The 14,643-nt window shown below is 38.0% G+C and carries 14 protein-coding genes; 8 read left to right on the top strand and 6 right to left on the bottom strand.

Features of this window, described 5'->3' with window-relative positions:
• Positions 1-23: 23 nt before the first annotated feature.
• On the bottom strand, positions 24-911 hold the full coding sequence (locus AAGF08_RS16620; protein ID WP_343512448.1) for an N-acetylmuramoyl-L-alanine amidase: 888 nt from the start codon (positions 909-911) through the stop codon (positions 24-26).
• 268 nt (positions 912-1,179) lie between these two features.
• Here AAGF08_RS16620 and AAGF08_RS20570 point away from each other — a divergent pair, with 268 nt between their 5' ends.
• On the top strand, positions 1,180-1,362 hold the full coding sequence (locus tag AAGF08_RS20570; RefSeq protein ID WP_353527560.1) for a DUF6567 family protein: 183 nt from the start codon (positions 1,180-1,182) through the stop codon (positions 1,360-1,362).
• 49 nt (positions 1,363-1,411) lie between these two features.
• Here AAGF08_RS20570 and AAGF08_RS16615 read toward each other — a convergent pair whose 3' ends face one another.
• The 5 genes from AAGF08_RS16615 to AAGF08_RS16595 form a co-directional block, all read right to left on the bottom strand.
• Positions 1,412-3,193, bottom strand: a complete 1,782-nt coding sequence (locus tag AAGF08_RS16615) for a glycoside hydrolase family 15 protein (protein WP_343512447.1) — start codon at positions 3,191-3,193, stop codon at positions 1,412-1,414.
• Positions 3,194-3,436: 243 nt separating this feature from the next.
• Positions 3,437-4,003 carry a nicotinate (nicotinamide) nucleotide adenylyltransferase gene (gene nadD / locus AAGF08_RS16610; protein WP_343512446.1) on the bottom strand — a complete coding sequence of 189 codons (567 nt, stop codon included), beginning with the start codon at positions 4,001-4,003 and terminating at the stop codon, positions 3,437-3,439.
• Positions 4,004-4,120: 117 nt separating this feature from the next.
• Positions 4,121-4,693, bottom strand: a complete 573-nt coding sequence (gene gmk / locus AAGF08_RS16605) for a guanylate kinase (protein ID WP_343512445.1) — start codon at positions 4,691-4,693, stop codon at positions 4,121-4,123.
• Between the two features lie 3 nt (positions 4,694-4,696).
• Positions 4,697-4,966 carry an anti-sigma factor gene (locus tag AAGF08_RS16600; protein ID WP_343512444.1) on the bottom strand — a complete coding sequence of 90 codons (270 nt, stop codon included), beginning with the start codon at positions 4,964-4,966 and terminating at the stop codon, positions 4,697-4,699.
• A gap of 13 nt (positions 4,967-4,979) precedes the next feature.
• Positions 4,980-5,579, bottom strand: a complete 600-nt coding sequence (locus AAGF08_RS16595) for a sigma-70 family RNA polymerase sigma factor (protein ID WP_343512443.1) — start codon at positions 5,577-5,579, stop codon at positions 4,980-4,982.
• Positions 5,580-5,698: 119 nt separating this feature from the next.
• Here AAGF08_RS16595 and AAGF08_RS16590 point away from each other — a divergent pair, with 119 nt between their 5' ends.
• The 7 genes from AAGF08_RS16590 to AAGF08_RS16560 all read left to right on the top strand — a co-directional run bounded on the left by AAGF08_RS16590 (position 5,699) and on the right by AAGF08_RS16560 (position 14,463).
• Positions 5,699-6,538 carry a lysophospholipid acyltransferase family protein gene (locus AAGF08_RS16590; RefSeq protein WP_343512442.1) on the top strand — a complete coding sequence of 280 codons (840 nt, stop codon included), beginning with the start codon at positions 5,699-5,701 and terminating at the stop codon, positions 6,536-6,538.
• A gap of 33 nt (positions 6,539-6,571) precedes the next feature.
• Positions 6,572-8,830 carry a UvrD-helicase domain-containing protein gene (locus AAGF08_RS16585; RefSeq protein WP_343512441.1) on the top strand — a complete coding sequence of 753 codons (2,259 nt, stop codon included), beginning with the start codon at positions 6,572-6,574 and terminating at the stop codon, positions 8,828-8,830.
• 65 nt (positions 8,831-8,895) lie between these two features.
• Positions 8,896-9,555, top strand: a complete 660-nt coding sequence (locus AAGF08_RS16580) for a DUF4290 domain-containing protein (RefSeq protein WP_343512440.1) — start codon at positions 8,896-8,898, stop codon at positions 9,553-9,555.
• Positions 9,555-10,862, top strand: a complete 1,308-nt coding sequence (gene murA / locus AAGF08_RS16575) for a UDP-N-acetylglucosamine 1-carboxyvinyltransferase (protein ID WP_343512439.1) — start codon at positions 9,555-9,557, stop codon at positions 10,860-10,862. Before AAGF08_RS16580 ends, murA begins: the two co-directional genes overlap by 1 nt.
• A 14-nt stretch (positions 10,863-10,876) precedes the next feature.
• The gene (locus tag AAGF08_RS16570) at positions 10,877-11,896 is read left to right on the top strand and encodes a glycosyltransferase family 61 protein (RefSeq protein ID WP_343512438.1); all 1,020 of its coding nucleotides are present in this window, start codon (positions 10,877-10,879) and stop codon (positions 11,894-11,896) included.
• Between the two features lie 77 nt (positions 11,897-11,973).
• Complete coding sequence (locus AAGF08_RS16565) at positions 11,974-13,692, top strand: IlvD/Edd family dehydratase (protein ID WP_343512436.1); 1,719 nt, start codon at positions 11,974-11,976, stop codon at positions 13,690-13,692.
• A 9-nt stretch (positions 13,693-13,701) separates the two neighbouring features.
• Positions 13,702-14,463 (top strand): SDR family oxidoreductase, encoded by a 762-nt coding sequence (locus tag AAGF08_RS16560; RefSeq protein ID WP_343512435.1) that lies wholly within the window; start codon positions 13,702-13,704, stop codon positions 14,461-14,463.
• Positions 14,464-14,643 lie beyond the last annotated feature (180 nt).

Raw genomic sequence — 14,643 nt, 5'->3', positions numbered from 1 at the left:
AACCATAAAATACCTGTAAGGTTTTACAGGTATTTTTTATATAAATTTTTCAGAATCCTAATATCAAGATCTGTTAACTCACTCGTCACTTCATTTTGAACAAAGTGAAGCTTGAAGGATTGAATGGCCAAAGCAGGATTACTGACATCATATCCAATTATTCTAAGTGCTATTATTGGGTCAAAAGTATCTTGGATAAAAGACTCAGGATTTTCCAAAGGGATTGAACTGACCCCATCCAATTCAGGGAAAACAACCTCCTCTTCGTACCAAAACCCATAACCTTCCCCCGCTAATTTCTTCCATGGAAAATATTTGTTGGGATCAACTTTTCTTGAAGGTGCTATATCCGAGTGACCAATGAAATTTGCTGTAGGAATTCCATATTTCCACTTTAACCGTTTACAGAGAGTCAACAAACTTTCTATTTGCTCCTCCGGAAAAGGCTCAAAACCATTGTTATCCAATTCAATTCCTATTGAAACCGAATTTAAATCTGTCACAGCCCCCCACTTTCCTCTTCCAGCATGCCAGGAACGAAGATAATCATTCAACATTTGGACTATTGTCCCATCTTTTGCAATCACATAATGTGAACTTACCTGAGTACTTGATTTTGTAAATGTAGCGATGGTTTGTCCTAAAGAGTCTTGGGCCGTATGATGAATAATGACAAAGTTGGGTCTTCTGATACTAAAGTTTGTCGTGCCTACCCATTCATCGGTAATAATTAAGGTATCATAATTTAATTCCTCTTTTGTTTTTGGGATTTCTCTATAGGCTTTAGCTACCTCCTTTACATTTCTCTTATATTCTTTGTTAATTTTCCTGTAGGTATTTTGGGAACAAGAAGTACCTAGGAAAAATAGTCCGATCAAGAGTGTTCCTATAAGTTTTTCAAGTATTCTCATATTCTATATTTTTTAGCAACATATGATCAATTGGATTAAGCAGGCTAATATCAAAAGTTCTAGGAAAAGAACCAGTAAGATTATCCTCTTTAAAAAAGTGGAATACGAACAAAAAAAATAATCCATATTACTGTCAGATAATTAGTAATAGAAAGAATACCTTAACTGAAACTATCAATAAAGTTAAAACTAATTTTGTATAGCCTGAAACCAATTATCTAGTCAAAAATCTTGAGACCAATAATGCTTAAGCGACTTATTTTTAGGAATTGGAGAGACTGGAAAAAGTTCCCTTTACAATGCGGCTCGCCAAGAAGTGTATCTGAATGCTGATTTAAGTATTAAATCAAGAGCACTAATCAATGAAACTTTTGAAACGAAAACTTCCTTTTTCTTGATGATTTGGAAAAAGCAGATTATTACTTCAGCCCATGTGATTGAATTCAAATAAGATAAATAAAAAATAATCCCACAAAAAAAGAGTTTTGCGGGATTACTTTTTAGAGGAAGTTTGGCTTATCTAGCTTCTTCCCTATCCTAAAGGCGGCATTCATCAAGCCTACGTGAGAATATGCTTGAGGGAAATTACCCCATTGACTTCCAGTTTTTTGATCTACATCTTCAGAGAAGAGATTCAAATGATTGCAGTATTTTATTAAAGTTTCAAAACCTTCAACTGCTTCATCTACCCTTCCTACACAAGCCAATGCCTCGATATACCAAAAAGCACAAATAAGGAAAGTAGTTTCCGGCACTCCGAAATCATCCATATGCTTATATCGATAGAAAAGAAAATCCTTTGCCAACAATTCATCTTCCAATGCTTTTAAATGGTCATTTGCACGCTCTAAATTATCGCCAAAATACCCCATCGTTATCAATTGAAGCGTAGATGCGTCCATATAAGAAGACCCCACGGCCTGGCCATATGCTTTCTTATCGGGTAAGTAACAAGTCTCTATCTTTTTTATCGCTTCATCTCTGAGATAAATTGCTTTTTGATACATGTCATCGCTTTTCAATCGAATTCCTATTTTCGCAGCCGCACTAGCTCCAGCCCAGTGAAATAAGAAAGTATAGCAATGCTCTTGTGCGAGATTTCTAAACTCCCATAACCCAGCATCTTTTTCATGCATCGTTGCTTCAATTTTATTAAGCAAGTTCATGATCATAGGTTTTGAATTACTTCTCTCCTCTTCAGTAAATCGCTGATCAGAGTATAAAGGAAGAAGAGAAACTAATACCTGACCATAAAGATCATTCTGAATATGCGTGTACGCCTGGTTGCCAAATCTTACAGGTTTGTTACCTAAATAACCATCAAGATCCGAAATCTCTTCAGTCAAAAGGGAATCTCCAGTAATGGAATATAAGGGTTGATATCGACCATTTTCTCCTGTATTAAGGTTGTGGATAAACTCAAAGTACTTTTCCAATTCCTCAAAGTGCCCTAGACTATTGAAACATGTTAAAGTGTAATATGTGTCTCGTATCCAGCAATAACGATAGTCCCAATTTCTAGTCGAGTCAGGGGACTCCGGCAAGCTAGTAGTCGATGCAGCGATAATTGCTCCCGTATCTTCATATTGGTGGATTTTTAGAATCAAGGCAGAGCGCAAAACAAACTTCTGGTGAAAATTGGGGATACTGGTAGATTTTGCCCATTCCTGCCAATAGGAAGTTGTTGCATGCAAGAAATTTTCAGAAGTTGTCTCAATAGGTGCTTCCAAAGGTCTTCCATAGGTTAACACTAAATAAACAGGTCGATGAAAAGCAAATGCCTTATTATCAATAATATAACTCATTGGAGCATTTGTAGTCAACCTGAGTTCTTGGTCAATACCCATATATCTTATATGGTTACTTCCCATGCTGGCATTTAATTTAGATTTTCCATATCCAGTAACGGGTTCACATTTTATTTTAATCCTAGGAGTCCCACTTAAACACTCCACCTTACGAATAAGCATCAATGGCTTATAGTAACGTTCATAATTTTTAAACCGTGGAGCAAAATCCGTAACCTTATAGCTATTTTCTCCATAGGAAACGACAGTTTCTAAAATATTGGTGTTTTCCCTGTAAGATTGAGTGGTTTCAAACTCGCCAGATTCTGGCAAGATTGTAAACTGTCCTCCTCTTTCACGGTCCAGCATTCCTCCAAAAATAAAATCAGAATCGAATCTAGGTAGGCATAACCAACTAATATTGGTGTCCTTTTCCACATGAGCTATGTAGGCACAATTGCCTATCAATCCACTTCCGTAGGTATGTTTTTTCATTAAAGTCCTTTTTGATGATTAAAAAAGTGATTGGCTACCGGGTTTGAGTTCAAGAAAACAAAAAGTAAGCCCTATTCCAAGTGATAATATGATTTAGGTAGTTTAAACTCTTTGGATATAACTCAATCAGGGATATTAGAAGTGATTATTCAACTCAATATTAATTTTCTTGTTCTCCAAGATTCTATTCTTATTACATTTTCAACTTAATAGGAATTTCAACCATGAAAAATCTAATACTAGTTACAAATACAACTTCCTATCCCGAATATAATCTACCACTGATTCAGGAAGAAGGTATTTGACTGACTTTCCAGCTAATATGGATTTGCGGATAAAAGTGGCCGAAATATCTAACAAAGGCGCATCGATCAGCTTTATATTTGGGTGCTCAAATGTCGTTGATTCACCAGGTCTTGGATAGACAAAAATCTCATAATTATCTAAAATCATCTGGTAGTTTTTCCAACGCTTCAGTTGGCTTAGATTATCCGAACCCAGAAATAAACAGAACTGATGTTGGGGATATTGATCTGTAAGATAAGCAAGCGTATCGATGGTATAACTAGGTTTGGGCATTGCAAACTCCACATCCGATGCCCTGAAATGGAAGTTATCCTCAATGGCTAACTCCACCATTCTCAGTCTATCAAACTCATGAATAAGCGATTGTCTCTTCTTTAATGGATTTTGTGGGCTAACTACAAACCAAACCTGATCAAGATCGGTCCTATCATGGAGTGTATCAGCAATGATCAAATGACCAATATGAATGGGATTGAAAGAACCGAAATAGAGTCCTATTTTCATCTGTTTATAATTGGTTAATATAAATCAGACTACCTGTTAGTAATTGAAAACCCGAAAGCTTCAAAATTTTGATCATCTTGAGAAAGGAAATATTTTCAATTATTTCGATTTTATCCCTCATTTTGCTAAAAAATCCCCAACCAATTTTTCTGCTTCTGCCGAGGAAACAGCGAAATCGTCATTGACAATTGTCACATCGAATTGAGGTTCAAATTTTGCTTCAAATTGGGCTTTGTATAATCTTCTGGAGAGGGATTCTTCAGATTCTGTACCCCGATCACTGAGTCTGGAAGCAAGTACTTCAAGAGAAGGGACTTTTACAAAAATCGCCAGTGCCTGATCTCCAAAATATTTTTTCAGTGCCAATCCACCTTTTACATCCACATCAAAAATCACTGCTCTTCCAGAGTCCCAAATACGTTGGATTTCCTCCTTCAGCGTCCCATAAAAATTTCCTTCATAAACTTCTTCCCATTCGATAAAGGCATCTTCATCAATTCTTTTCTTGAATTCCTCCTGAGAAAGAAAATAATAATCTTTCCCATGAACTTCATGGCGTCCTCTTTTATCACGGGTACATGCAGAAATAGAAAATCCCAGATTTGGGATTTTTTGAATCAGGTGTCTGACTAATGAGGTTTTACCTGATCCGGAAGGAGCAGAAAAAATGATGGCCTTGCCTTGGGTCATGTTTTATTTGATATCCTGAATTTTCTGGCGAATTCCATCCGCCAATTCACTTGGAACCTTATGTTTAGTACATTTCGTTTTCAATACATCCCGGATTGCTTGTTCTAAATGGTAGTGCTCAAAGCAAGGTTGACATTTAGCCAACTTTTCTTTTAAAACTTCTTTGGAATTATCCATTTCTCCATCAAGAATACTTTCTAAAAGTTCAAAGCATTTGCTAGTATCGCCACACTTCAACTTTCGTTCACCGGATGTTTCTTCATTCATTTCCATGCGTAATTCTACTTTAAATTTCCTCCTCTTCCTCTGTATTGTAGCCCATATGCTGGGCATATCCTTTTAACTTTTCTTTCAATAAGTTTCTGGCTCTATGAAGCCTAGAACGGACGGTTCCAATTGGGATATCCAAAATTTTGGCCATTTCCTCGTAAGTAAAACCTTCCAAATCACAAAGAATAATGACTGTCCTGAAGTCAATAGCAAGGCTATTAAGAGCATTTGATATTTCATCACCAATCATGCCTTTGACTGATTCAGCTCTTAAATCAGTTGTGCTTTGATAGTCAACATCATCTGAGTTGTAATAAGTTTCAACTTCCTGATAATCTACTTTGGCAGGTTGTTTACTTTTTTTACGATACTCGTTGATAAAACTATTTTTCAAGATTCGAAACAGCCAAGCTTTGGCATTTGTTCCTTGCTCAAAAGAATTAATAAAACGATAGGCTTTGAGATAGGTATCCTGCACAAGATCTTTTGCATCATCCTCATCAAAGGTGAGTCTATAAGCAAAATTGTACATAGAGTCTATGTGTGGCATAAACTCTCCATCGAAGATGGTGTTTTTCTCTACCTGAGAATATTTCCTTCGCTGTACTTCCGACATATGTTTCAAAAGTAATGATTGAGTCAAATTATAACTAGGAATCGGGAACTTTTCCCTGCTTTTCCTTTATTTTGTCTGTTGAAAAGGCGCTATGTTGCCAAATCCCCAGCACTCATTCTATGTTTTTCATTAGGCTGTTCTCACGACTACCACTTTCTGTACTTTATCTATTTACAGATGTGCTTTATCTAGTTGCACGTTTTGTCATTAGATATAGAAAGAAAGTTATAGATGAAAACCTTTATTATGCCTTTCCTGAACTTTCAGAGGCAGAGCGAAAAAAGATCCGAAATCGTTTTTATCGTAATTTTACTGACACATTTGCAGAGACCATCAAATCCCTGACAATATCGGAAAAAGAATTCCGCCGCAGGTTTGTCATAGTAAACCAAGAAGGATTAGATACTCCTGTTAAAAAAGGTATAAGTTCTTTGATGGTGGCTGGTCATCTCTTTAATTGGGAAATGGGTGTTATTGGAATCAATTTATACTCAGAAGTTCCTGTTGAGACCATCTATCTGAAAATAAATAATTCGTTTTTCAATGAGCTGATGAAAAAAATCAGGACACGATTTGGCGGATATGTTACAGAAAAGAAAGAGTTTAGGAGAGGTATGCTTACCTTGAGAAAAGATCCTAGAATCGTACTTTTAGGATCGGATCAGCGCCCACCAGCTTCCGAAAAGCGATATCAAAGAGATTTTCTGAATAGACCAGCAGTGTTTTTCGAGGGAGCTGAGATTCTTTCTAAAAAAATGAATCTTCATGTTCTTTTCGGAATAATGAAAAAAGTAAAGCGGGGCCATTATAATTTTGAATTTGTGCCTTTGGCTACGCCTCCTTATGACTCTGATGAGCCGCATAGTATTACCGATACCTTCTGTAAAAAGCTAGAAGAAAACATTAGGGAGCAACCAGACTTATACCTTTGGAGTCACAAGAGATGGAAAATCTCATAAATTGGGTAAATAGAAAAAAGATTAGAAGCTAGAATGGATTACCTAGAAAGTTTAAACCCACCTCAGCGAGATGCTGTAGAACATACTGAAGGACCTTTAATGATAATTGCAGGTGCTGGCTCGGGAAAGACCCGAGTGCTTACCTATAGAATTGCTCATTTGATTTACGCCAAAGGAGTCGACCCATTTAATATTCTTTCGCTGACTTTTACAAATAAAGCTGCCAGCGAAATGAAACATAGAATAGAATCTTTGGCTGGCCTTGAAGCACGAAATACCTGGATGGGAACGTTCCACTCAGTTTTTGCTAAAATTCTAAGAGTAGAATCAGGAAAAATTGGCTATCCGTCCAATTTCACCATTTATGATACAGATGATTCCAAATCATTAATCCGTTCAATTGTAAAAGGAATGCATTTGGATGATAAAGTTTATAAAGCCAATACCGTCCTTTCCAGGATTTCCGGAGCTAAAAATCGACTGATTCATTGGGAAGCTTATCAAAATGACCCTTTTGTAAAAGCCGATGATGAGGCTGCAATGAAGCCTAAAATGGGTGAGATTTATCAGCGATATCAGGAAAGGCTATTCAAAGCCGGGGCGATGGATTTTGATGATTTGCTCTTTAATACAAATTTACTTTTCAGAGATCATCTTGATGTTTTGAACAAATACCAGCAGCGATTCAAATACATCATGGTAGATGAGTTTCAAGATACTAACGTCTCTCAGTATTTGATTACCAAAAAACTGGCCTCGGCACATCAAAACATCTGTGTGGTGGGTGATGATGCCCAGAGTATTTATGCTTTCCGAGGAGCTGATATCCAAAACATCCTAAACTTCGAAAAAGATTATCCTGACCTTTTTGTAGTTAAGCTGGAACAAAATTATCGGTCAACCAAAACAATTGTGGGAGCTGCCAACTCAATTATCGATAAAAATAAAGCACAGCTTAAAAAGGTGGTCTGGACTTCTAACCCTGAAGGTGATCAGATCGAACTGATCAAAGCGAGTTCAGACAATGAGGAAGGAAGGATTGTAGCCAATACAATTTTCGAAGAAAAAAACAATAAGAAGCTCAGCAATAATGATTTTGCGATTCTTTATAGGACTAACTCTCAATCCAGATCTATGGAAGAGGCTCTCCGAAAAATGAATCTTACTTATAAGATTGTGGGAGGACTTTCTTTCTATCAAAGAAAGGAAATCAAAGATTTGATGGCTTACATGAGATTTACGGTTAACCCAGCCGATGAAGAAGCATTTAAAAGAGTCATTAATTATCCTAAAAGAGGTGTAGGAGATACTTCTGTAGAAAAAATGCTCGTCGCTGCATATGACCATGATATCCCCCTTTGGGAAGTTGTAAAAAATGCACATAGTTTTCTTCCAGAAAGAGCAGCTAATTCGGTAGATAACTTTGCTACCATGATCAAAGCATTCCAGATCGATGTGGAAAGAAAGGATGCTTTTGAGGCAGCTAACAATATTGCAAAACAAAGCGGTTTGCTGAGAGAACTTTATGAGGATAAAACTATCGAAGGTCTCAATCGGTACGAAAACGTGCAGGAACTTCTGAATGCCATCAAAGAATATGTTGACAACCCCGAAAATGAAGATAAAAGCCTAGGAGCATTTTTACAGGAAATTGCCTTACTTACGGACAACGATCAAGATAAAGATCAAACGGAAGCAATTACCCTGATGACAATTCATTCCTCCAAAGGATTAGAATTCAAACAGGTTTTTGTGGTGGGATTAGAAGAAGATCTATTTCCTTCTCAGATGATGATGCAAAGCAGAGAAGATCTTGAAGAAGAAAGAAGATTATTCTATGTGGCCACGACAAGAGCTATGGATAAATTATACTTTACATATGCTTTAACTCGTTATCGATTTGGTAGATTGTTAAATTGTGAGCCAAGTCGGTTCTTAGAAGAAGTAGATCCGGCATGTATAAAAGTTAATAAAAGGTTTGCCAGTAGGGAAATGCCTGGAGCTTTCCGAAAAGAAGGATTATCTGGCAGTTCTGGATTCATCGGAATCAACAAGAAACCTGAAACAAGGAGACATAGTACCATGAAGGTACATACCCCAAGTCCCGACTTTAAACCCTCAAATACGAATAACCTGCGAGCGGAGCAACTGGTGGAACATCCCAAATTTGGTTTTGGGAAAGTTCAAAAAATTGAAACTGAAGGACTTAATAGAAAAGCAAGGATTCAATTCGAACATTTTGGAGAGAAAACTTTATTACTTAGCTTTGCGAAGCTCAGAATTATAGACTAATCACCTGCCTTCCTGCCTTTTGGTATTTTTTTGCTATCTTTTGTTAAGCAAAAATGGGAGGTCACATGGAGCAACTAAAACCTGACAAACAAAAACTCATTTTGAAAGAATACGGCAAAAACGTTCAACGCCTAGTTGATTATATCACAGGTATTGAAGACCGCGAAAAGCGCACAGCAAGTGCCTATACCGCCATCGAAATTATTAAGCAACTTAATCCTCCTCTGAAGCAGGAAAATGACCAGAAATTATGGGATGATTTGTATATCATGTCTGATTTTAAACTGGATGTTGACAGTCCCTATCCAATGCCTGAAAAAGAACTGCTTGGGAAGAAACCGGCACATATTGGATATCCGAAAGGAGAAATCAAATTCAAACACTATGGCAGAAACATCGAAAAACTGATTGAAAATGCCATTGATATTGAGAATGATGAGGAGCAAGAGGCTGCAATAATTTTTATTGGCCAATTGATGAGAAGTTTTCATACAACCTGGAATAGAGAAAATTTTGACGATGGAATCATCTTAGATGACATCAAAACCTTGTCAAAAGGAAAACTTCATATTGACCTTGAAAAAGTTAAGGAAAACGGGCTTTTTGAATCAAATACCCGAAGAGACTTTAAACCTGCCTTACAAGCTGAGCATAGCCATAAAAACAAGAGATCGCACACAAACAAACGTCGCTCTAATAACCATAACAAAAAACGTAGAAATTAATGGCATCATTTCGGGTCAAAGGGGGAAATCATCTAAAAGGTGAAATCATCCCGCAGGGAGCGAAAAACGAAGCCTTGCAAATCCTTTGTGCTGTTCTTCTCACTTCTGAGGAGGTCACTATTCATAAAATCCCAAATATTCGTGATGTCAATAAACTGATAGAGTTATTAGGTGACATGGGAGTCAAAGTGACCAAACTTGGCCCTGAATCCTATTCATTCAAGGCAGATCAGGTGAATCTTGGGTATTTGGAAACAGAGGATTTTTTAAAAAAAGCATCTTCCTTGAGGGGTTCTGTTATGATCTTAGGGCCTTTGCTGGCAAGATTTGGCACAGGTAAATTATCCAAGCCAGGAGGTGATAAAATCGGAAGACGTAGAATGGATACGCACTTTTTCGGTTTTCAAAAGCTCGGAGCTAAATTCAAATACGATTCTAAAAATGAAATTTTCCATATTGATGGAAAGAATCTGAAAGGCTGTTATATGCTTTTGGATGAAGCTTCAGTCACAGGAACAGCCAATATCCTTATGGCAGCTGTCATGGCTGAAGGTAGAACCACTATTTACAATGCCGCATGTGAGCCTTATTTACAACAGCTTTGTGACATGCTAAATAGGATGGGAGCAAAAATCTCGGGAGTAGGATCAAATTTGCTTACCATTGAAGGAGTTGAAAAATTAGGAGGTACCGAGCATAAAATGCTTCCGGATATGATAGAGATTGGGTCTTTTATTGGTCTGGCGGCTATGACCGAGTCGGAAATTACCATAAAGGAAGCACAGGTACATCGATTAGGGATCATCCCGGAAACGTTTCGAAGGATGGGGATAAAATTGGAGATTAGAGGTGACGACATCTTTATTCCTGCTCAAAAACATTATGAAATTGAAACCTTCATAGACGGTTCTATTTTAACTGTTGCAGACGCAATTTGGCCCGGTTTTACCCCTGATTTATTAAGTATAGTATTAGTTACAGCTACCCAAGCGAAAGGGACAGTTTTAGTTCACCAAAAAATGTTTGAAAGCAGACTGTTTTTCGTCGATAAATTAATTGATATGGGAGCACAAATTATTTTATGTGATCCCCATCGTGCAACAGTAATCGGTTTGGATAGAAAATACCCTTTAAAAGGTATCCGAATGACATCTCCTGATATTAGAGCTGGGGTTTCATTGCTAATAGCCGCACTATCTGCTACCGGAACTTCAATAATAGATAACATCGAACAAATCGATAGAGGCTATCAATTTATAGATGAGCGACTGAATGCATTAGGAGCAGAAATCGAAAGAATTTCATAAAGTCTGCCCGACTTTTGTCGGGTAGATATCTTTTTATTTTCAATACTATTTGGGCTTTGTTGGAGGAAATTTACATTAAGAGAAATCCACCTTTAAATCTTCAACCTGAGGATGAAAAGTTATTTGAAGGAGATTATGAATGCAAATTCAAAATTCATCCTATCCTTCATTTAGAAAAGTCGGTTATTCTTCAGGATACTGTCTTCTCACCCTCACATATGAGTTTTTACACCACTCACACACACGTGAATTCTTTGGGGGTTTTACCAGTAGGAAAAAGAATTGCTCATTGCATTCTTAAAAAATGGAGAAAAATTCCTCATGCAATTTGGATAAAAGACGAATACAGCGCTGATTATTTTCACTGGATAACAGACTGCCTTCCTAGGTTGTGGGTCGGATTAAATACGGGGATCTCCGATCAGGTAATTCTTCATGATTCATATAGACACCTCCCCTATGTATCTGAAACCTTGAAAATCTTAAATGTCAAGGCGATCTTTTATCAATCCAATGAAAATCTATATGTGGAAAATCTAGTGCTGACACCTAGAACGGCCACTTTCCCAAATTTTAACATTGAGCTTACCCAAGCAACCCGTAATAAATTAAGCATACAGTCAGAAAAAAAACCTACTCGAAAAATTTATATCAGTAGAAAATATGCCCCCAAAAGAAAAACACATAATGAAGTCGATGTGGAGCTATTAATGATCAAACATGGTTTTGAGATTTTTTATACAGAAAAACTGAATCTGAAAGAACAAATTGCTTTAATGTCAGAAACAAAGACATTAGTTTCCCTTCATGGCGCTGCCCTAACCAATATGATCTTTCTTCCTAAGGATAGCGAAGTAATAGAACTTCGAAATCATGGAGACGCAAAAACAAATTGTTATTTTAATTTAGCGAATGCGCTAGGGCTAAAATATTATTACACTAGAAATCATGGTGATTCTCAGGATACTATCACCTCAGATTTCACCATAGACCTTGATGCGCTTGAAAAAGTAATTAGCTCATTAAAAGATTAATTTCCACACATTCTTCTTTACTTCCGCTCCTTCAGAAAATTTTTGGTAAATTTTGATCTCATTTGCCAAAACAACCTATGACTAAGAAAAAACTCAGAAGCCAAGAATGGTACGGAAGAACTGGAAAAGACGGTTTCATTTATAGATCTTGGATGAAAAACCAAGGTTTTCCCCATCACCTATTTGAAGGTGACAAGCCGGTTATCGGCATCTGTAATACCTGGTCGGAACTCACCCCCTGTAATGCACATTTCAGAGATCTTGCTGAAGCACTCAAAAGAGGAATTTGGGAAGCAGGTGGATTTCCTCTTGAATTCCCTGTTATGTCTTTAGGGGAATGTTCTATTAAACCGACCGCCATGCTTTTCAGAAATCTGGCGAGTATGGATGTGGAGGAAAGCATTCGAGCCAATCCCATGGATGGTGTAGTCCTCATGTGTGGGTGTGATAAAACAACCCCTTCATTAGTGATGGGAGCAGCATCCGTTGACATTCCAGCTTTGGTAGTTTCTGGAGGTCCGATGTTGGTTGGTAGATTTAAAGGAAAAAAAATCGGCACCTCCGATGTTTGGCGTTTTGCAGAAGATTTTAAAACAGGAAAGCTTTCTCAAGAAGATTTCATAGAAGCAGAAGCCGCCATGTCAAGATCTGTTGGACATTGCGCTCCAATGGGAACAGCCTCTACCATGGCAGCGATGGTAGAATCATTGGGTTTAGCATTACCAGACAATGCAACGATTCCGGCTGCAGATTCAAGACGAAAAGTACTGGCCCATATGGCTGGGATGAGAATCGTGGAAATGGTCAATGAAGATCTAAAAATGAGTAAGATTTTGACCAGAAAGGCGTTTGAAAATGCAATTATGGTCAATGCCGCTTTAGGAGGATCTACTAACTTCATTCTTCATTTGACTGCTATTGCAAAAAGAATTGGTGTGGAATTGGATTTGACAGATTTTGATCATTTCTCCTCTAAAATCCCATTAATAGCAAATGTTCAACCCTCAGGTGAATTTTGGGTCGAGGATCTTTTTTATGCCGGAGGACTTCCCGCTGTTATGAAAGAGATGGAAAAATTCCTTCATAAAGATGCCTTAACCATCAATGGGAAAACGATTGGAGAAAACATTGAAAAGGCAGAGTGTTATGATCGAAATTTAATCGGAACCTTTGAAAAACCGATTAAGCCTGACTCAGGAATCGCAGTTTTAAAAGGTAATCTCTGCCCAAGCGGAGCTGTGATTAAACCTTCAGCTGCAAGCCCACATTTATTGACCCATACAGGCAAGGCAGTAGTTTTTGAAACGATAGATGAATACAAAGCCAAAATCGATGACCCCAATTTGGATATAGACGAAAACTCTATCATGGTTTTGAAGAATGTTGGACCAAAAGGGTATCCTGGAATGCCTGAGGTAGGAAATATGACCTTGCCAAAAAAAATCCTGGATAAAGGTATCAAGGATATGGTCAGGATCTCAGATGGAAGGATGAGCGGAACAGGATATGGAACAGTCGTCCTGCATGTTTCTCCGGAATCTGCCATCGGTGGACCATTGGCATTGGTGAAAACAGGAGATTTAATTGAGTTAAATGTTCCTGCAAGAACTCTTAACCTACTGATTTCTGAAGAAGAATTTGAGGCCCGAAAAGCGGAGTTTAAGCCCATTCAACTCCCTTACGAAAGAGGGTATGTAAATTTATTTTTGGACAAAGTAAACCAGGCACATGAAGGAGTAGATTTTGACTTCCTTCAGGGAAGCTCAGGTTCTGAAGTCAAAAGAGATTCTCATTAAAGTAGTACCATGAGCACTAGAAAAACCGCCATTATAACAGGAGCAGGCCAGGGAATCGGTTTAGCAATTGCTGAAAAACTGGCTGCTGAAAGTGTAAATCTTGTATTAAATGATTTAGAAGAAGGTCTAATCCGGGATGCATGTAAAAAGATTTCAAATCAATTTGGAATGCCAACAATTGCAATTCCGGGTGATTCGAGTGATCAAGAAACAATCAACAAAATGATTGAAGCTGCAATGACCCATTTTGGATCTGTAGATATCGTCGTTGCAAACTCCGGGATTACGTTATTTGGTAACTTTCTCGAATACTCTAGAGAGGACTTTATGGAGGTAACAAGAGTCAATCAGGTGGGTACATTCTTTCTCACGCAAGCAGCTGCTTTGGTAATGAAATCCCAGCCAAACGGCGGCTCTATTCTCCTCACTTCCTCTGTCACTGCTCACCAAAGTCATGAAAACCTTGCCGCATATGCGATGAGCAAGGCAGCAATTGAAATGTTGGCAAAAAATCTCGTCCTGGAACTTGCTCCCTTTGGAATCAGAGTCAATTGTGTAGCTCCAGGTGCTACTATGACTTCGAGAACAGCACTTGATCCAAATTACGAGAAGACCTGGTCGAAGCTGACTCCATTAGGAAACCCTGCTTCTCCGGAAGATGTTGCTAAAGCTGCCGCCTTTCTTGTTTCGGACGCAGCAAAACATATTACCGGGCAAACAATAGTAGTTGATGGGGGCTGGACAAGTATCAGCCCTTCTCCTTATGAATAAATCAACAGATTTTTTTCTATTCTTTCCCTGCTATATAAGGTCTATGCGTCAGAGCCTCTCAGCCTCGGTCTGTGTCTATCCGCCTCACTTTGTGTCTTCACAAGCCGAAACAAATATGTCCTGTGAAGACACAGGCCATGGCGATAGAGCTAATTGATTTTCTTAACGGATCTGCCTTCA

The sequence above is a fragment of the Algoriphagus sp. SE2 genome (assembly GCF_039563885.1).
GTDB lineage: Bacteria > Bacteroidota > Bacteroidia > Cytophagales > Cyclobacteriaceae > Algoriphagus.
This window is presented reverse-complemented; position numbering and strand designations above follow the sequence as displayed.